This window comes from Cellulosimicrobium sp. I38E (assembly GCF_001647255.1).
Taxonomy (GTDB): Bacteria; Actinomycetota; Actinomycetes; order Actinomycetales; family Cellulomonadaceae; genus Cellulosimicrobium; species Cellulosimicrobium cellulans_E.
In genome coordinates this window covers 127,359-144,526 of the sequence record NZ_LUAZ01000072.1, presented here as the reverse complement: position 1 = coordinate 144,526, position 17,168 = coordinate 127,359, and the positions used below count along the sequence as shown (strand labels likewise).

Annotated in this window: 17 protein-coding genes and 1 tRNA gene; 17 read left to right on the top strand and 1 reads right to left on the bottom strand. The window is 75.4% G+C overall.

Annotated elements, in window-relative coordinates; translation table 11 throughout:
- From A0J59_RS19235 to A0J59_RS19220, 4 genes are all read left to right on the top strand, one after another.
- On the top strand, positions 1 to 3,175 hold a 3,175-nt coding region (locus tag A0J59_RS19235), incomplete at its 5' end, for an Rne/Rng family ribonuclease (protein WP_369799797.1).
- Positions 3,172 to 3,783: a GNAT family N-acetyltransferase gene (locus A0J59_RS19230; RefSeq protein WP_255365358.1), complete on the top strand. Its 612-nt coding sequence runs from the start codon at positions 3,172 to 3,174 to the stop codon at positions 3,781 to 3,783. The genes A0J59_RS19235 and A0J59_RS19230, both read left to right, overlap by 4 nt.
- 52 nt (positions 3,784 to 3,835) lie before the next feature.
- Positions 3,836 to 5,332, top strand: a complete 1,497-nt coding sequence (locus tag A0J59_RS19225; RefSeq protein WP_064317158.1) for a 5'-nucleotidase — start codon at positions 3,836 to 3,838, stop codon at positions 5,330 to 5,332.
- A 55-nt stretch (positions 5,333 to 5,387) separates the two neighbouring features.
- Positions 5,388 to 6,068 (top strand): thymidine kinase, encoded by a 681-nt coding sequence (locus tag A0J59_RS19220; RefSeq protein ID WP_047234732.1) that lies wholly within the window; start codon positions 5,388 to 5,390, stop codon positions 6,066 to 6,068.
- Here the strand turns inward: A0J59_RS19220 and A0J59_RS19215 are convergent.
- Positions 6,017 to 6,652: a protein-L-isoaspartate O-methyltransferase gene (locus tag A0J59_RS19215; protein ID WP_064317156.1), complete on the bottom strand. Its 636-nt coding sequence runs from the start codon at positions 6,650 to 6,652 to the stop codon at positions 6,017 to 6,019. The two genes, A0J59_RS19220 and A0J59_RS19215, sit on opposite strands and share 52 nt — an antisense overlap.
- A 193-nt stretch (positions 6,653 to 6,845) precedes the next feature.
- On the opposite strand from A0J59_RS19215, the gene A0J59_RS19210 reads away from it, so the two are divergent.
- The 13 genes from A0J59_RS19210 to A0J59_RS19155 all read left to right on the top strand — a co-directional run bounded on the left by A0J59_RS19210 (position 6,846) and on the right by A0J59_RS19155 (position 17,163).
- A complete protein-coding gene (locus A0J59_RS19210) occupies positions 6,846 to 7,052 on the top strand; it encodes a dodecin family protein (RefSeq protein WP_047234741.1) in 207 nt (68 codons plus the stop codon).
- Positions 7,053 to 7,279: 227 nt separating this feature from the next.
- Positions 7,280 to 7,600, top strand: a complete 321-nt coding sequence (gene rplU / locus A0J59_RS19205) for a 50S ribosomal protein L21 (RefSeq protein WP_047234734.1) — start codon at positions 7,280 to 7,282, stop codon at positions 7,598 to 7,600.
- A gap of 86 nt (positions 7,601 to 7,686) precedes the next feature.
- Positions 7,687 to 7,944, top strand: a complete 258-nt coding sequence (gene rpmA / locus A0J59_RS19200; RefSeq protein ID WP_047234735.1) for a 50S ribosomal protein L27 — start codon at positions 7,687 to 7,689, stop codon at positions 7,942 to 7,944.
- Between the two features lie 93 nt (positions 7,945 to 8,037).
- Positions 8,038 to 9,558 (top strand): GTPase ObgE, encoded by a 1,521-nt coding sequence (gene obgE, locus A0J59_RS19195; RefSeq protein WP_064317155.1) that lies wholly within the window; start codon positions 8,038 to 8,040, stop codon positions 9,556 to 9,558.
- 147 nt (positions 9,559 to 9,705) lie between these two features.
- Positions 9,706 to 10,833, top strand: coding sequence for a glutamate 5-kinase (proB, locus tag A0J59_RS19190; protein ID WP_082919201.1), 1,128 nt, complete (start codon positions 9,706 to 9,708; stop codon positions 10,831 to 10,833).
- Positions 10,834 to 10,886: 53 nt separating this feature from the next.
- On the top strand, positions 10,887 to 12,233 hold the full coding sequence (locus A0J59_RS19185) for a glutamate-5-semialdehyde dehydrogenase (protein ID WP_064317153.1): 1,347 nt from the start codon (positions 10,887 to 10,889) through the stop codon (positions 12,231 to 12,233).
- 191 nt (positions 12,234 to 12,424) lie between these two features.
- Positions 12,425 to 12,580 (top strand): hypothetical protein, encoded by a 156-nt coding sequence (locus tag A0J59_RS21890; protein ID WP_021483496.1) that lies wholly within the window; start codon positions 12,425 to 12,427, stop codon positions 12,578 to 12,580.
- A gap of 43 nt (positions 12,581 to 12,623) precedes the next feature.
- Positions 12,624 to 13,229, top strand: coding sequence for a nicotinate-nucleotide adenylyltransferase (gene nadD / locus A0J59_RS19180; RefSeq protein WP_047233692.1), 606 nt, complete (start codon positions 12,624 to 12,626; stop codon positions 13,227 to 13,229).
- Positions 13,222 to 14,331 carry a hypothetical protein gene (locus A0J59_RS19175; RefSeq protein ID WP_156533194.1) on the top strand — a complete coding sequence of 370 codons (1,110 nt, stop codon included), beginning with the start codon at positions 13,222 to 13,224 and terminating at the stop codon, positions 14,329 to 14,331. Before nadD ends, A0J59_RS19175 begins: the two co-directional genes overlap by 8 nt.
- Positions 14,332 to 14,356: 25 nt before the next feature.
- A complete protein-coding gene (gene rsfS / locus A0J59_RS19170) occupies positions 14,357 to 14,803 on the top strand; it encodes a ribosome silencing factor (protein ID WP_047233694.1) in 447 nt (148 codons plus the stop codon).
- Positions 14,800 to 15,480 carry a histidine phosphatase family protein gene (locus A0J59_RS19165; protein WP_064317151.1) on the top strand — a complete coding sequence of 227 codons (681 nt, stop codon included), beginning with the start codon at positions 14,800 to 14,802 and terminating at the stop codon, positions 15,478 to 15,480. Before rsfS ends, A0J59_RS19165 begins: the two co-directional genes overlap by 4 nt.
- Before the next feature lie 79 nt (positions 15,481 to 15,559).
- Positions 15,560 to 15,632, top strand: a tRNA-Ala gene (locus A0J59_RS19160).
- A gap of 184 nt (positions 15,633 to 15,816) precedes the next feature.
- Positions 15,817 to 17,163 (top strand): hypothetical protein, encoded by a 1,347-nt coding sequence (locus A0J59_RS19155; protein ID WP_156533192.1) that lies wholly within the window; start codon positions 15,817 to 15,819, stop codon positions 17,161 to 17,163.
- Positions 17,164 to 17,168 lie beyond the last annotated feature (5 nt).

The window sequence follows — 17,168 nt, the reverse complement described above, 5'->3', positions numbered from 1 at the left end:
CGTGGCCCCCACCGCCGGTTCGCCCGCGGCCCCCGCCGCCGAGGCGGCGTCCTCCGCGACCCCGGTGCCTTCCGAGGTCCCGGCGTCCGCCGACGCCGAGCCCGCGCCGGAGGAGGCCGCCCCGAAGGGCCGTGGCCGCACCGCGCGCCGTGCCCAGGGCGGCGCGAAGAAGCCCGCGTCCGACGCCCCGCTCGACGTGCTCTCGGAGTTCGGGCTGAGCGCGGCCCCCGCCGTGGAGCAGGCGGTGCCCGCGGCCACGGGCCCGGACGCCGACGCGCTGCTCGGTGCGCCCGACGCGCCGCGCAAGGCCAAGCGCACCCGGACGACGCGCAAGGCGGCGCCGGCGGACGACGTCGCCGCGCCCGAGGCGGAGCCCGCCGGGCCGACCGAGCCCGCACCGGCGACCGAGGCTCCTGGGGAGAAGAAGCCCGCGCGCCGCTCGCGCCGCGCGACCTCCGCGGCCGGCGCCCCGAGCGCGCAGGCCCCGACCGCGAGCGTCGCGGACGCACAGCCTCCGGTCACGACGGCCGACGACGCCGCGCCCGTCGTGGCCGAGGCCACCGCGCCGCTCGTCCAGCCGGACGCGCCGGCCTCCGAGGAGGCGCCGAAGAAGCCCGCGCGCCGCTCGCGCCGCGCCACCTCGAAGGCCGCCCCCGCCGAGGCCCCGACAGAGCCGCAGCAGGCGGCCGAGACGACGTCGAGCGACGCCCCGGCAACCGCGGACGCACCCGAGGCGCCCGTCTCGCCCGCCGCGACCGGCGCGGGCACGAGCGCGCCGCGGCTCGCGACGACCGCCCTGCTCTTCCAGGCGCCCGACCCCGCGGCCGCGCCGCGTCGTCCCCGCCGGGCCCAGAGCCCGGCCGGTCCGCCGCGCCACGTCGAGCCGACCCCCGCGACCCAGGCGGCCCCCGCCGCGGCCGAGCCGCGCGAGCGGGCTCCGAAGGAGTCCGCGGCTGCCCCGGTGGCGTCCGAGCGCACGGAGGACGTGACGGTCGAGGTCGCCCTCACGGGCGAGGACGCCGCCGCCGTCGAGGAGATCGAGGCCATCGAGTCGGAGCTCGTCGCCGAGGGGATCGAGCTTCCCGACGACGCGTTCGGCCCGGAGGACTTCGTCGAGCTGGACGAGGCCGAGTCCGACGCCACCGAGGACCAGGCCGCGTCCGACGACGCGGAGTCCGGTCCCCGCCGCCGTCGTCGCCGTGGTGGCCGCGGTCGCCGCGGTCGCCCGGACACCGGTCGCGAGCAGGACGAGAACGACGAGAGCCCCGCCGAGGGGGACGAGCCGGCCGACGCCGACGCGACCGCCGAGGCCGACGAGCCCGAGCACGAGGCTGCGGACGCCGAGTCCGGCGAGGACGACGCGGGCGGCAGCCGCCGTCGGCGTCGCCGCCGCCGTGGTGGGCGGGGCGAGAGCGGCGAGAGCTCCTCGACCCGTTCGCGGCCGCGCGAGCGCAGCCTGGCCGACGAGGTCACGGCGCTCAAGGGCTCGACGCGTCTCGAGGCGAAGCGCCAGCGTCGCCGCGAGGGTCGCGACGCGGGCCGTCGCCGCCAGATCATCACCGAGGCGGAGTTCCTCGCGCGCCGTGAGGCGGTCGAGCGGTCGATGGTCGTGCGCGAGCGCGCGGGCCGCACGCAGATCGCCGTGCTCGAGGACGGCGTGCTCGTCGAGCACTACGTCTCCCAGCAGTCGCAGGCGTCCATGGCGGGCAACGTCTACCTGGGCCGGGTCCAGAACGTGCTGCCGAGCATGGAGGCCGCGTTCATCGACGTCGGCAAGGGCCGCAACGCGGTGCTGTACGCGGGCGAGGTGAACTGGGACGCGGCCGGGCTCGAGGGCCAGCCGCGACGCATCGAGCAGGCGCTCAAGTCGGGCGACTCCGTGCTCGTGCAGGTGACGAAGGACCCGATCGGGCACAAGGGCGCGCGCCTCACGTCGCAGATCACGCTCGCGGGGCGCTACCTCGTGTTCGTGCCGGGCGGCGGCATGACGGGCATCAGCCGCAAGCTCCCCGACACCGAGCGCAACCGACTCAAGAAGATCCTCAAGGAGGTCGTGCCCGACGGCGCGGGCGTCATCGTGCGCACCGCCGCCGAGGGTGCGAGCGAGGAGGAGCTGCGCGCCGACGTCGAGCGCCTGCGCGGGCAGTGGGAGGCCATCGAGAAGAAGTCGAAGAGCGCCTCGGCGCCGGCGCTGCTCCAGGGCGAGCCCGACCTCGCGATCCGCGTGGTCCGCGACATCTTCAACGACGACTTCAGCTCGCTCGTCGTCGAGGGCGACGGGGCGTGGAGCGAGATCTCGTCGTACGTCGAGGAGCTCGCGCCGGACCTGCGCGAGCGCGTCTCCAAGTGGACGGGCACGCAGGACGTCTTCACGGTGCACCGCGTCGACGAGCAGCTCGCCAAGGGCATGGACCGCAAGGTCTGGCTGCCGTCGGGCGGCTCGCTCGTCATCGACCGCACCGAGGCCATGACGGTCGTCGACGTCAACACGGGCAAGTTCACCGGCTCGGGGGGCACGCTCGAGGAGACGGTGACGCGCAACAACCTGGAGGCGGCCGAGGAGATCGTCCGCCAGCTCCGGCTGCGGGACATCGGCGGCATCATCGTCATCGACTTCATCGACATGGTGCTCGAGTCCAACCGCGACCTCGTGCTGCGTCGCCTCGTCGAGTGCCTGGGCCGCGACCGGACCAAGCACCAGGTCGCCGAGGTCACGTCCCTCGGGCTCGTGCAGATGACGCGCAAGCGCGTCGGCCAGGGCCTGGTCGAGGCGTTCAGCGAGACGTGCGAGCACTGCCACGGGCGCGGGTTCATCGTGCACACCGACCCGATCGAGAAGTCGGGCGGTAACGGGCGCGGGGGCCACGACCACGGCGGCAACGGCGGGAGCGGCGGCGCGGCGGCCGCGGAGGAGCCGGCCGAGGCCGGGCGCTCGCGGTCGCGTCGCAAGCGCGGCACCGCCACCGCCGCGGCCGGCAAGGACGCCGCCATCACGCTCCCGCAGCCGGCCGTCCCGGTCCTGCCGGAGGTCTCGTCCGAGGCGCGCGAGGCCGTGAAGGCCACGCTCGCGACGATCGCCGCGGCCGCGGCGCACGCCCACGAGCACGAGCACGACGGCGCGGACTCCACGCCGGTCGCCGGCGACGACGCGCACGCGGAGCCCGGCGAGGAGTGACGCGGACCGCACCCGGCGGCGTACCGCTGTACGCCGCCGGGGCGCGCGTCCGCCTGCGCGGGTGGCGCGCGGACGACCTCGCGGCCTACCGCGCGTGGCTGCGCCCGGAGCACGAGTGGCACCGGTGGGACGGCCCGTACTACCCCGTGCCCGACGACGCCGCGTCCGACGCCGCGGTCGCGCGCCTCGCGCGCGCGGCGGCCACGCAGGCCGCCCACCCGGACGGCCTGGACGACGACGGCCTCCCGCCGCGGCGCGTCGTCGTGGCCGACGAGGAGGACCGCCTCGTCGGGACGTGCTCCTGGTACTGGGTGTCGGCCGAGACGCAGTGGGCACGGGTCGGGATCGGCCTCTACGACCCCGCGGTGCGCGGCCGAGGCCTGGGCCGCGACGCGCTCGGCGCGTGGATCTCCTACCTGTTCTCGGTGACGGACTGGGTCCGCCTCGACCTCGCGACGTGGTCCGGGAACGCGGCGATGCTCGGCGCCGGCCGAGCGCTCGGCCTCGTCGAGGAGGGGCGGTTCCGCGACGCCCGCGTCGTCGACGGCGTGCGGCACGACGCCGTCGTCCTGGGCGTCCTGCGCCGGGAATGGGCCGCCCGGTCCTGACCGGTGCGGGGGCGTCTTCGTCCCCGTCACCTGCACCTGGCATCATGCCGCCATGGGTTACGACCTCTCGGGCCGCCTCGTCGTCGGCGTCGCCTCGTCCGCACTGTTCGACCTCACCGAGTCCGACCGCGTGTTCCGCACGCAGGGGGAGGCGGCGTACCGCGACTTCCAGGAGCGCCACCGCGACGACGCGCTGGCCCCGGGCGTCGCCTTCGGGTTCGTGCGCCGCCTGCTCGCGCTCAACGACCTGGCGCCGGCGGCGGACGACCCGCTCGTCGAGGTCATCGTCATGTCGCGCAACTCGCCCGAGACGGGCCTGCGGGTCATGCGCTCGATCCGGCACCACGACCTCGGCATCACGCGCGCCGTCTTCCGCCAGGGCCGCAGCCCGCACGAGTTCATCCGCCCGCTGCACGTGGACCTGTTCCTCTCCGCCGACGAGCGCTCCGTGCGCGACGCGGTCGACCTCGGCCTGCCGGCCGGGTACGTGCTCGACCCGACGTTCGCCGACGAGGCCGGGGACGAGCTGCGCATCGCGTTCGACTTCGACGGCGTGCTCGCGGACGACTCGTCCGAGCGCCACTTCCAGGACGGCGGCCTCGCCTCGTTCCGCGAGCACGAGGCGCTCAACGCCGACGTGCCGCTCGGGCGCGGCCCGCTGCGCGAGCTGCTCGTCGGCATCCACCGGGTGCAGGTCGTCGAGCGCGAGCGGCACGCGACCGACCCGTCGTACCGGCCGCGCGTGCACGTCTCGCTCGTCACGGCACGCTCGGCCCCGGCGCACGAGCGCGCGGTCGCGACGCTGTCGTCGTGGGGCGTCACCGTCGACGACGCGTTCTTCCTCGGCGGGGTGGACAAGGACGGCGTCCTCGAGGTGCTGCGCCCGCACATCTTCTTCGACGACCAGCGCGCCGTCGTGGAGGCGACCCGCCGCGTCGCCCCGTCGGTCCACGTGCCCTACGGCGAGCTCAACCGCGGCGTCCTGCCCGCGGAGCCGACGCTCGACACCCGGCGCCCGCGTCCGGCCGACGCCGTCCCTCCCGCGCCCACCCGGCGCGAGGCGGCCACGCCGCCGGCACCGACCGCGGCGACGGGCGAGCGCGACGCCGAGGAGGAGCCGGCGCCCGCGCGCGGCGACGAGGTCCGCACCCGGGGGACCGGCACGCGCGAGCTCCCGCTCGTGCGTTCCGTGCCGGGCATCGGTGGTGCGGGTCTCGCCGGTCTCGCCGGGGCGTCGACGGTCGTCCCGGCCGCAGAGCCGGCGCGCGAGGCCGAGCGTCCCGAGCCGGCCCCCGGTCCCGCGACCACCGCTGCCCCCGCTCCTGCTGCTCCGCGGGACGGAGAGGCCGGGCCAGAGCCGGCGACGAGCCCGGAGCCCACGGACCGTCCGTCCGACGCCGAGGGCTCGGCGCCCACCGGGACCACGCTCCTCAGCCGCCGGGACGTCGCGCGCCCGGGGACGCCCGACCGCGTGTCGGTGCTCGGCCACGCAGGGGAGCAGAAGCCGCTGCCCGTCCGCCCGTCGAACGGCTCGGCCCGGCACCACTGACGGGCGCACCGGCCCCGCGTCGCGCGCCGTCGGGGTCCGGTGGTTCACTGCTCGCATGAGCGGCGCCGCACGTCTCCCGGACCCTTCGCCCCGCGCGGGCGGCCGGGTCGAGGTGGTGTGCGGCCCGATGTTCGCGGGCAAGACCGAGGAGCTGCTGCGCCGGGTCCGACGCGCCGAGGTCGCGGGGCGCCGCGTCGAGGTGGTCGGCCACGTCCTCGACACGCGGCGCGGCACGGGAACGGTGAGCTCGCACTCCGGTCTCGCGATCCCGTCGCGGACGGCGCGCGACGCGGCCGACCTCGCGCGGCTGGTGCACGACGGCGGCCCGCTCGACCTCGTCGCGGTCGACGAGGCCCACTTCTTCGGGCCCGACCTCGTCGACGTCGTGCAGCGCCTCGCGGACGACGGGCTCGTGGTGGTCGTCGCGGGCCTCGACGTGACGTTCGACGCGCGGCCGTTCGAGCCCCTGCCGACGCTCGCGGCCCTCGCCGAGCGCGTCGACAAGCTCACCGCCGTGTGCGCGGTGTGCGGTGAGGACGCGGCGTTTCACGTGCGGGTGGCTCCGGAGGCGGCGGCCGACGACGGACCGCGCGACCCGCTGGCACCCGTCGCCGCGCACGTCGGCGGCGCCGAGAGCTACGAGGCGCGGTGCCGCGCGCACCTGCCCGCGGCGCCGTGGCGGGCTCAGCCGGCCGGCGGCCCCGGCGGGTCTTCGACGAGCGGGACGAACGAGTAGGAGCCGTGCTCGCTCACCCGGGCGCCCCCCGGCGCGTCCGGGTCGGCCTCGACGAGCAGCATCGTGTGCCGGACCGGGACCACCATCCGGCCGCCCGGCGCGAGCTGGTCCACGAGGGCCTGGGGGAGCGCGTCGGCCGCCGCGGAGACGAGGACCCGGTCGTACTGCTCGCCCGGTGTGCCCAGGACGCCGCGCCGCGCGGGCTCCAGGCGCGCCCAGGGGACGTGCGCCGTCGCGACGTTCGTGGCGCCCCACGCGGCGAGGTCGAGGTCGCGCTCGAGCCCGAGCACGCTGCCCGACGGCCCGACGAGCACGGCGAGCAGCGCCGTCGTCCACCCGGAGCCGGCGCCGACGTCGAGGACCCGGTGTCCGGGGGCGACGTCGAGCAGCCGCAGCATCGCCGCGACGGTCGAGGGCTGCGAGTTCGTCTGGCCGTGCCCGATCGCGAGCGGGCGGTCCTGTCCGGCCCAGCGGCGTTGCGCCCGGGGGAGGAACGCGCGGCGGTCGATCGCGCGCATCGCGGCGGCGACGGCGTCGTCGTGCCCGCGACGGCTGCTGCCGTCGGGCGGGCCTGCCGGGCGCATGCGACCACCTCCACCGCCAGCGTAGGCACGGCCGCGCGCCACCCGCCCTCCGTCGTGGCCGGTCGCCGGCGACCGTGAGTCGGACGACGAGGGGACGACCGGACCCCCCGGGTGGCGAGGGCGCACGCGCGGCGGGATGCTCGACGGGTGCGCGGGCGCGTCGGTGCGCCCGCCCCGGACGGGGGAGCCCGGCATGAGCGGCACGGTGGCACGGATCACGCACATCAGCGCGCGGTCGGACACGAGCTTCGAGGACGCCGTGAAGATCGGCGTCGAGCGCGCGGCGAGCACGCTGCGCAACGTCTCGGGCGCGTGGGTCAAGGAGCAGAAGGTCGACATCGTCGACGGTCGCATCACGACCTGGCAGGTCGTCCTCGAGATCACGTTCGTCCTCGAGTAGGACGGCGGTCGGCGGACCGCGGGACGGGGCCGTCGCGCGCGGGAGATCGTGCGCGCGGTCACGCCCGCGCCATTTGACCTGCCCAACCGATTTCCGTACTCTTGAACGTCGGCGCGCCCAGGCGCGCCGGTCCCGTGTGCCCACGGACGACTCGCACTCGCACGCCGCGGCGTGGCCGGAGTCTCCAAGACGAACTCGCCGTGACGAGCACGCCAAGACTAGGAGAGATGAGCAGCAACGTGGTGTACGCGATCGTCAAGGCCGGTGGCCGTCAGGAGAAGGTTTCCGTCGGCGACATCGTCGTGGTGGACCGGGTGTCCGCCAAGGTCGGTGAGTCCCTCGAGCTGCCCGCTCTCCTGCTGGTGGACGGGGAGAAGGTGACCACCGACGCGGCGAAGCTCGCGAAGGTCAAGGTCACCGCCGAGGTCGTGCGGGACGAGAAGGGTCCGAAGATCACGATCCTGCGGTACAAGAACAAGACCGGTTACCGCCGTCGTCAGGGTCACCGCCAGCAGCTGACCCGCCTCAAGGTCACCGGCATCAAGTGACCTCGCCCGGCGCGAGGTAGCGGCCACGGGCCGCCCCGCGCCGACCGGCACCCTCCCTCAGCAACCAGCACGAAAGCAGGTTCGTCATGGCACACAAGAAGGGCGCGAGCTCCTCGCGCAACGGTCGCGACTCGAACGCCCAGCGCCTCGGCGTCAAGCGCTTCGGCGGTCAGGTCGTCAAGTCGGGCGAGATCATCGTCCGCCAGCGCGGGACGCACTTCCACCCCGGTGAGAACGTCGGCCGCGGCAAGGACGACACGCTGTTCGCCCTGGCCGCCGGTGCGGTCCAGTTCGGCACGCGTCGTGGCCGCAAGGTCATCGACATCGTCGCCGTCGAGGGCTGAGCGACAGCCACAGGCTTCGAGCAGGAGGGGCGCACCGACGCGGTGCGCCCCTCCTGCTGTTTCTCGCACACCCACCTCTGAGAGGATCGTTCCATGGCCAGCTTCGTCGACCGTGTCGTCCTGCACGTCTCCGGCGGCAACGGCGGGAACGGGTGCGCCTCGGTCCGTCGCGAGAAGTTCAAGCCGCTCGCCGGCCCCGACGGCGGCAACGGCGGCGACGGCGGCACCGTGCGGCTCGTGGTCGACGCGCAGACCACCACGCTGCTCGAGTACCACCACTCGCCGCACCGGCACGCGACGTCCGGCACGCAGGGCATGGGCGACGACCGCGACGGCGCGAACGGCGACGACCTCGTCCTGCGCGTGCCGGACGGCACCGTCGTCAAGGCGACGGACGGGACCGTCCTCGCCGACCTCGTGGGCGACGGCGCGGAGTACGTCGTCGCCGAGGGCGGCCGCGGCGGCCTCGGCAACGCCGCGCTCTCGTCGCCGCGCCGCAAGGCGCCGGGCTTCGCCCTGCTGGGCGAGCCGGGCGAGGAGCGGGACGTCGTCCTCGAGCTGAAGACGATCGCCGACGTCGCGCTCGTCGGGTACCCGAGCGCCGGCAAGTCGTCGCTCGTCGCCGCGATCTCGGCCGCGCGGCCCAAGATCGCCGACTACCCGTTCACCACGCTCGTGCCGAACCTCGGCGTCGTGCAGGCGGGCTCGGCGCGGTTCACCGTCGCGGACGTCCCGGGCCTCATCCCGGGCGCGAGCGAGGGCAAGGGGCTCGGGCTCGAGTTCCTCCGCCACATCGAGCGCACCGCCGTGATCGTGCACGTCCTCGACTGCGCGACGCTCGAGCCCGGTCGCGACCCGATCAGCGACCTCGACGTCATCGAGGCGGAGCTCGCCGCCTACGCGCAGGACCTCGACATCGAGGGCGGCCGCGTGCCGCTCACCGAGCGCCCGCGGCTCGTCGTCCTCAACAAGATCGACGTGCCCGAGGCGCGCGAGCTCGCCGACCTCGTCAAGCCCGACCTCGAGGCGCGCGGCCTGCGCGTGTTCGAGATCTCGACGGCCAGCCACGAGGGCCTGCGCCCGCTGACCTACGCGCTCGCCGAGCTCGTCGAGAAGGCCCGGGCCGAGGCGCCCGCGCCCGAGCCGACACGCGTCGTGCTGCGGCCGCGCGCCGTCGACGAGGCCGGGTTCACCGTCACGCGCAAGGGCGGGGCCACGGACTACTGGTTCGAGGTGCGCGGCGCCAAGCCGGAGCGCTGGGTGCGCCAGACGGACTTCAGCAACGACGAGGCCGTCGGCTACCTCGCCGACCGCCTCGCCCGCCTGGGCGTGGAGGAGAAGCTCTTCGCCGCCGGGGCCGTCGGGGGCGACGAGGTGCGCATCGGCACCGACGCCAACGCCGTCGTCTTCGACTGGGAGCCGACGCTCCTGACCGGCTCCGAGCTGCTCGGCGGCCCGCGCGGCTCCGACAACCGCCTCGACGAGCGCCTGCGCCCGACGCGCACGGAGAAGCGCCGCGAGCACCACGAGCGCATGGACGCCAAGGCCGAGGCGCGCCGCGAGCTGTGGACCGAGCGCGAGGCCGGCACGTGGACGGACCCCGACGCGGACTGACGCAGGTCCGCTGTGGGCAGGGAATGGGCCCGGTCCCCACGCGGGGACCGGGCCCATTCCCTGCCCACCACCGGTCCGGGGCGTCCTGGTCCGTGAAATCCTGCGCGCCCGGGAGCGGCCGGCGGCGATGATGGACGCGTGAACGCGCTGTCCTCCCGCTCCGAGATCGCCTCCGCCCACCGCGTGGTGGTGAAGATCGGCTCGTCCTCGCTCACGGGCGCGGACGGGCACCTCGACCTCACCGCCCTGCGCGCGCTCGTCGACGTCCTCGCGGCGCGACGCGCGGCGGGCGGCCAGGTCGTGCTCGTCACGTCCGGCGCGATCGCCGCGGGGATCGGGCCCCTGGGCCTCGCGAGCCGGCCGCGCGACCTCGCCACGGCGCAGGCGACCGCCTCCGTCGGGCAGGGCATGCTCGTCGCCCGCTACACGGAGGCGTTCGCGGGGCACGGGCTGCGTGTCGGGCAGGTGCTGCTCACCGCGGAGGACACCGTGCGGCGCGGGCACTACCGCAACGCCCAGCGCTCGCTCGAGCGGTTGCTGGACCTCGGCGTCGTGCCGATCGTCAACGAGAACGACGCCGTCGCGACCGACGAGATCCGGTTCGGCGACAACGACCGCCTCGCCGCGCTCGTCTCCCACCTCGTGCGTGCCGACGCGATGGTCCTGCTCACCGACGTCGACGGCCTCTACGACGGACCGCCGTCGCGCCCGGGCACGCGCCGGATCGCCGAGGTGCGTTCACCCGCCGACATCGAGGGCGTCGAGGTCACGGGCCGGGGGAGCGCGGTCGGGACGGGCGGCATGCTCACCAAGCTCGAGTCCGTCTCCATCGCGACCGGCACGGGCATCCCGGTGGTGCTGACCCAGGCGCAGAACGCCGCGGCCGCGCTCGCGGGCGAGGCCGTCGGGACGTGGTTCGCCGCGACCGGCAAGCGGACGACGCGCCGGCGCCTCTGGCTCGCACACGCCGCGCGCACGCGCGGTCGGCTCGTCCTCGACGACGGCGCGGTGAAGGCCGTGCAGGGAGGGCGCGCGTCGCTCCTGCCCGCGGGGGTCACGGCCGTCGAGGGGGAGTTCGACGCCGGGGACCCGGTCGAGCTCGTGACGTCGGACGGGCGCGTGGTCGCCCGCGGGCTCGTCGCGTTCGAGTCCCGCGACATCCCCGACCTCCTGGGCCGGTCCACCACCGAGCTGCGGGCCGAGCTGGGCGAGGGTTACGACCGCGAGGTCGTGCACCGCGACGACCTCGTCCTCGTCCGCAAGCGAGCGCGCTGACCGGTCGTCGGACGGCGCCCCCGGCGCACGGTCGACCGACGTAGGCTCGGTCCATGACCACCACCGAGGACGCGCCCGTCGTCGCGGGCGCCGCCGAGCCCCGGCCCGCAGGTCACGCCGCAGCGGGTGCCACGACCGACGTCGCGACCGCCGTCGAGGACGTCGCGCGCCGCGCCAAGGTCGCCTCGCGCATGCTGGCCACGGCCACGCGCGCGACCAAGGACGCCGCCCTCCTCGCGCTCGCCGACGCGCTCGTCGCGGCGACGGACGAGATCGTGGCCGCGAACGCCGTCGACCTCGAGCGCGAGCGCACGAACGGGATGAGCGAGGGCCTGCTCGACCGCCTCGCGCTCGACGGCCCGCGCATCGCCGCGATCGCCGACGCGCTGCGCGCCCTCGCGGGTCTGCCGGACCCGGTCGGAGAGGTCGTGCGTGGCTCGACGCTGCCGAACGGGCTGCGCCTGCGCCAGCTGCGCGTGCCCATGGGCGTCGTCGGCATGATCTACGAGGCGCGGCCCAACGTCACCGTCGACGCCGCGGGGCTCGCGCTGAAGAGCGGCAACGCCGTGATCCTGCGCGGCGGGTCGGCGGCGGCGAGCTCCAACGAGGTGATCGTGGGCGTGCTCTCTCGCGCGCTCGAGGCACAGGGCCTGCCGGGCGACCTCGTGCAGTCGATCGACCGTCACGGGCGGCCGGGCGCCGTCGCGCTCATGCACGCGCGCGGGCTCGTCGACGTGCTCGTGCCGCGCGGCGGGGCCGACCTCATCCGCACGGTGGTCCGCGAGTCGACCGTCCCCGTCATCGAGACCGGCGTCGGCAACGTCCACGTGTACGTCGACGCGAGCGCGGACCGGGCCATGGCGCTCGAGATCCTGCTCAACGCCAAGACGCAGCGCGTGGGCGTGTGCAACGCCGCGGAGACGCTCCTGGTCCACGCGGACGCCGCACAGGACTTCCTGCCCGCCGCCCTCGCCGCGCTCACCGCGGCGGGCGTCGTGGTGCACGGCGACGACCGCACGGCCGGTCTCGCGCCCGAGGGCACCGAGGTGCTCGCGGCCACCGACGAGGACTGGGCGACCGAGTACCTCGCGCCCGAGATCGCGGTGCGCGTCGTCGACGACCTCGACGCCGCGATCGAGCACGTGCGCACGTGGACGTCCGGGCACACCGAGGCGATCGTCACGCGCGACCTCGCGTCCTCGGAGCGGTTCGTCGCCGAGCTCGACTCGGCCGCGATCATGGTCAACGCCTCGACGCGGTTCACCGACGGCGGCCAGTTCGGCCTCGGCGCGGAGATCGGCATCTCGACGCAGAAGCTCCACGCGCGCGGCCCGATGGGCCTGGCCGAGCTGACGACGACGAAATGGGTCGTGCACGGCGACGGTCACGTTCGTCCGTGACGAGCGGTTCGTCGGCAAGTACCTGATACCTGCCGGACCAGGCCGCCGGGCGGTCGTGAGAGACTGGTCGGCGACCGGAGCCCGTCCGGTCCGCCGTCGGGCCGGTCCCGGCAGGCGTACCGATCCACCGCACCACCCCGGACCGCGGCACGACACCGTCCGCCCCGGGGACGACCTTCGAGGAGGACGTCGTGATCTCTGCCGTCGTGCTGGCCGCCGAGGAAGGCGCCGAGGCCGCGTCGCACCTGCCCATCCCGCCGCTCGCCTACGGGCTGCTCGGGTTCGGCGGGCTCGTGGCCCTGCTGCTCGTGACCTACGCGTTCCGCAGCGTCGGCACGCGGCACTGACCGGTAGCGAACGACGGAAGCGCCCGCGACCGATGACGCCCCGATGAGCCCGCGCCGTCCCCGCCTGGGGGTGATGGGTGGCACGTTCGACCCCATCCACCACGGCCACCTCGTCGCGGCGAGCGAGGCCGCGGCGCGGTTCGACCTCGACGAGGTCGTGTTCGTCCCCACGGGCAAGCCGTCGTTCAAGCAGCACCAGAGCGTCAGCCCGGCCGAGCACCGGTACCTCATGACGGTCATCGCGACCGCCTCGAACCCGCGGTTCACGGTGAGCCGGGTCGACGTCGACCGGCCGGGACTGACCTTCACGGTCGACACGCTGCGCGACCTGCGGGCCGCGCGTCCGGACGCGGAGCTGTTCTTCATCACGGGTGCGGACGCGATCGAGCAGATCCTGACCTGGAAGGATGCCGACGAGCTGTGGAAGATGGCACACTTCGTGGCTGTCTCCCGCCCGGGCCACAGCCTGAGCGTCGAGGGTCTGCCGCCGGGCGTGGTCACCATGCTCGAGGTCCCGGCCCTCGCCATCTCGTCGACGGACTGCCGTCGGCGTGCGGAGGCGGGCCAGCCGGTGTGGTACCTGGTTCCGGACGGCGTGGTCCAGTACATCGCCAAGCACGGTTTGTATCGAGGTCAGCACGATGAGTGACAACGGCAGCAACATGCAGCCCGTCCGCCCCCTCACGCGGCGCGAGATGCGCGAGCGCGAGCAGGCGGCCGCGGCCGAGCGGTCCGCGCAGCCCGGCACGCCTCCACCCGCGCCGGCGCCCGGTGCCGGTGGGTGGCAGCAGCCCGCCCCGGCGCGGCCCGCTGCTCCGGCGACACCGCCGCCGTCGCGCCGCACCCTGCGCGAGACGACCGGTCCGACGGACTATCCGTCGCAGCCGTCCGTCGTCCGCCCGCCGGCCGCCTCGGGCGGCATGCGCGGTCTCGACGAGACGGGTCGCCTCACCCCGGTGCAGGAGACCGCGGAGCGCGTCGCGATCCGCCCGCCGGCCCCGACCCCCGTCGTGCCGACGCGCACGAGCTCTCGCCCCCCGGCGGGCACGCCGCGGCCCGCCGTGCCGGGCGCTACCGGCCCCGTCCGACCCCCGACGCCGTCCGCCCCCGTGGGCGGGTTCGGTTCCGCGCCGGTGGGCCGCGTCGGAGCGCCCGAGGCGCCGCCCGCCCAGCCGCAGCGGCTGTCGGCCTTCTCGGCCCCGGCCGCGGGACCTGCCGCGCCTCCCGCCACGCCTGCTCCGGCACCCGCCCCGTCGCCGTGGGGAGCGACCGCGGCGCCCGCGCCCGAGCGCACGCCCGCTGCCGCGCGGCCGGCGGCTCCGCCCGCGGCGGCCCCGCCCGCCGAGACTCCCGGGGCCGCGCTCCCGTGGTCGGCGATCACGTCGGGCTCGGCGCCTGAGCCGGCGAGCGCGGGTCGCGAGCCCGCCTCGCCCTTCGGCGGCGTGCGCGAGCAGCCGGCCGCGGCGCCCGCCGCCGCGAGCGGCCCGTCCGACGACCTCTTCCCCCGTGTGCGCGCCCGCGCGGACGAGCTCGACGACGAGGCGGACGACGACCTCGACGACGAGCCGCGCGGCCCCTCGTACACGTGGCTGCACTACCTCATCCTCGTCGCCGTGGCGTTCGTCCTCGGCCTGCTCGTGTGGACGCTCGTCTCGCGCGACGACCCGGGCCTCGCCACCGAGGACACGAGCGCGTCGGCGACCGCCGTGTCGACGTGGGACGACCCCGGCACCCTCGACACCGGCCGCTGAGCGGCCGCACCACGAACGGAGACACGTGACTGCCACCGAACGAGCCGTAGAGCTCGCCGTCATCGCGGCGCGGGCGGCGTCCGACCGCAAGGCCGAGGAGATCATCGCGCTCGACGTGAGCGAGCAGCTCGTCCTCACGGACGTGTTCCTCATCGCCTCCGGGTCGAGCGAGCGCCAGGTCTCGGCGATCGTCGACGCGGTCGAGGAGGCGATGTACAAGGCGGGCTCCAAGCCGATCCGACGTGAGGGCAAGCAGGAGGCCCGCTGGGTCCTCATCGACTTCGGCGACGTCGTCGTGCACGTGCAGCACTCCGAGGACCGCGTCTACTACGCGCTCGAGCGCCTGTGGAAGGACTGCCCCGTCGTCGAGCTCCCCGAGGACGCGCGCGGCGGCGACGGCACGGCCGACGACGCCGACGACACGACCCGCGGCGACGGCGCCATCCGCCTCTCGGGGGAGCCCCTGGCGTGACCGCCGGCACGCTCGTCCTCCTGCGCCACGGCCGCACGGCGTACAACGCCGCGATGCGCCTGCAGGGCCAGGTCGACATCCCGCTCGACGGCGTCGGGCAGTGGCAGGCCGAGCACGGCGCGAAGGCGCTCGCCAGCGCGCACCGCGCGACGCGCGTCGTCGCGTCCGACCTCGTGCGCGCCGCCGACACCGCGCGCGCGTACGCCGGTGCGATCGGCGCGGACGTCCAGCTCGACCCTCGGCTGCGCGAGCGCGGCTTCGGGGAGTGGGAGGGGCTCACGGGCCCGGAGATCGCGGACCGCTGGCCCGAGGAGTACGCGGCGTGGCGCCGGGGCGAGGAGCCCCCGCGCGCGGGCGCCGAGACCAAGGCCGACGTCGCCGCGCGCCTCGTCGAGGCCGTCACCGAGCACGTCGAGTCCCTCGAGAAGGACGACACGCTCGTCGTCGTGTCCCACGGCGCCGCCATCACGCTCGCCGTCACCGCGCTGCTCGGGCTGGACCCGGAGGGCTGGCGCGGGATCTCCGGGCTGCACAACGTCCACTGGTCCCACCTGCACCGCTCCGCGCCCGCCGCGACGCCCGGGTGGCGCCTCGTGGCGCACAACGTCGGTGCCGGGTTCCCCCTCGACGAGTGGAACGCGGGACCGGATTGGAATCTGGAGCCGGTTTCTGCGTAGACTAGCGACGCTCCGCAGGACGGGAAACCGGCCGGGGGAGTGTTCATCCAGTGTTTGACCAGGATCTTCGCAGATCCACGGGGCTGTGGCGCAGCTGGTAGCGCACCTGCATGGCATGCAGGGGGTCAGGGGTTCGAGTCCCCTCAGCTCCACCGGATCGAAGCGGGGCGTCGTTCATCGGCGCCCCGCTTTCGTCGTCTCTGCTCTGCGTTGGGTCGTGGCTCTCGCTCTCCTGCTCGGCGCGCCCCGGCGGCGGTGAGGGCTGGCCGGTAGGGTCGGCCCCGCCCGTCCTGCCGTCCGGCGGCCGGGCGGTCTCGACGGGAAGCGGAGGCTCGCATGCCGGGTTCGACAGGCGTTCTCGCCGTGGTGGCGGACGCGATCGGCGCAGCACGCGCCGAGCAGGTGCTGACCCGGTTCGACCGGTACTCGAACCAGCCGAACGCCATCACAGGGGCCGTGCGCCTCCCGAGTGACCCCGCCTTGGAACGAGCCGCGCTGCGGGTGTTCGACGACCCGGTCCTCGGGGCGTTCGCCGGTCTCGACGCGTCGAGCCTCGCCGAGGCGCTCGATGCGCGGACGCTCTGGGCGCTCCTCGCGCTGGCGGCCCGGGCGGACGTGACCGTCCTCGACCGGCTCCCGGCCGACACGGCAGAGCGGGGCGCTCCGAAGATCGCGACGATCCGCCGGGCGGCCGCGAAGCACGCGGCGGCGCTGGGGTCCTCGCCTGCTGCGCCCGCCTCGGCTGAGGATCCTGGCTCGTCGCCTGCGCCCGCGGGGAACGACGTCCCGGCGCTCCCCGGAAAGGTGGCGCAGGTGGCGTCGTGGCTCGCGGTGCACCCTGGCGCGGACCCCCGGTGGTTCGCGGCACGCCCGGGGCAGCGGGCGGCCGAGCGGCGGATGGCCTTCCGGGCGCTGGGGAGCATCGGGACCCCGGCGGCCCTCGACGTGCTCGCCGGGTACGCGCGCGACGGCTATCCCGACGTCGAGCTGGCGGAGCTGCACCGCGCGTGGGGGAGGTTCGACCGGCGTGCGTTCGCCGCGACGATGTTCCGCCCGGAAGACACCATGCTCCAGCTCGGTGCGTGCTCCACGCTCGAGGGGATCGGCGCGGTGCAGGGGCTCACGGGCGTCGGTGTGGCCCTGACCGGTCCTGCCGACCTTGCGCCCCTGGTGGAGTGCACCGACCTCCGGCGGCTGCACGTGAACGTCGTCGGCGGAGGGCTCGCGGGGGTCGAGCTGCTGTCCCAGCTGCCCGCGCTCACCGAGCTGTACCTGGTCGGCACGACCCGGGGCGCCGACCTCACGGCGCTGCGTGACACCGCCGTCGAACGGCTGTCACTGAGCCTCGACGGTGCCGACGGCGCGTTCCTCTCGCGGCTGCCGCACCTGAGGTCGCTCAAGCTCTCCGGCGGGTCGGCTCCTGAGGACTCCGGGTACGACGGCGAGGACGGTACCGTTCCGCTGCCCGCGCACCCCGGGCTCGTGGACGTCGTGCTGCGGCTGCTCGCCGACGGCGTCCAGGTGGTGGTGCTCCGCCACGAGCGCTCGTGGGTGTCGCGGCTGACGGCAGCAGTCCCGTCCGACGTCTACGTGGTCGAGCGCAGCGGCTACGTGGGCCTGACCCGGGACGGGTCGGACGTGGAGGGTCTCGGCAGGAGGCTGTTCTCGAACGTCGTGCCGTGACGGGT

What these genes read in the sequence shown, in the direction of transcription:
- A0J59_RS19225 (WP_064317158.1), top strand. Translation starts at nt 3,836, where the DNA reads ATGGGTTACGACCTCTCGGGCCGCCTCGTCGTCGGCGTCGCCTCGTCC.
- A0J59_RS19220 (WP_047234732.1), top strand. Translation starts at nt 5,388, where the DNA reads ATGAGCGGCGCCGCACGTCTCCCGGACCCTTCGCCCCGCGCGGGCGGC.
- A0J59_RS19215 (WP_064317156.1), bottom strand. Translation starts at nt 6,652, where the DNA reads ATGCGCCCGGCAGGCCCGCCCGACGGCAGCAGCCGTCGCGGGCACGAC.
- A0J59_RS19210 (WP_047234741.1), top strand. Translation starts at nt 6,846, where the DNA reads ATGAGCGGCACGGTGGCACGGATCACGCACATCAGCGCGCGGTCGGAC.
- rplU (WP_047234734.1), top strand. Translation starts at nt 7,280, where the DNA reads ATGAGCAGCAACGTGGTGTACGCGATCGTCAAGGCCGGTGGCCGTCAG.
- rpmA (WP_047234735.1), top strand. Translation starts at nt 7,687, where the DNA reads ATGGCACACAAGAAGGGCGCGAGCTCCTCGCGCAACGGTCGCGACTCG.
- obgE (WP_064317155.1), top strand. Translation starts at nt 8,038, where the DNA reads ATGGCCAGCTTCGTCGACCGTGTCGTCCTGCACGTCTCCGGCGGCAAC.
- A0J59_RS19185 (WP_064317153.1), top strand. Translation starts at nt 10,887, where the DNA reads ATGACCACCACCGAGGACGCGCCCGTCGTCGCGGGCGCCGCCGAGCCC.
- nadD (WP_047233692.1), top strand. Translation starts at nt 12,624, where the DNA reads ATGAGCCCGCGCCGTCCCCGCCTGGGGGTGATGGGTGGCACGTTCGAC.
- A0J59_RS19175 (WP_156533194.1), top strand. Translation starts at nt 13,222, where the DNA reads ATGAGTGACAACGGCAGCAACATGCAGCCCGTCCGCCCCCTCACGCGG.
- A0J59_RS19155 (WP_156533192.1), top strand. Translation starts at nt 15,817, where the DNA reads ATGCCGGGTTCGACAGGCGTTCTCGCCGTGGTGGCGGACGCGATCGGC.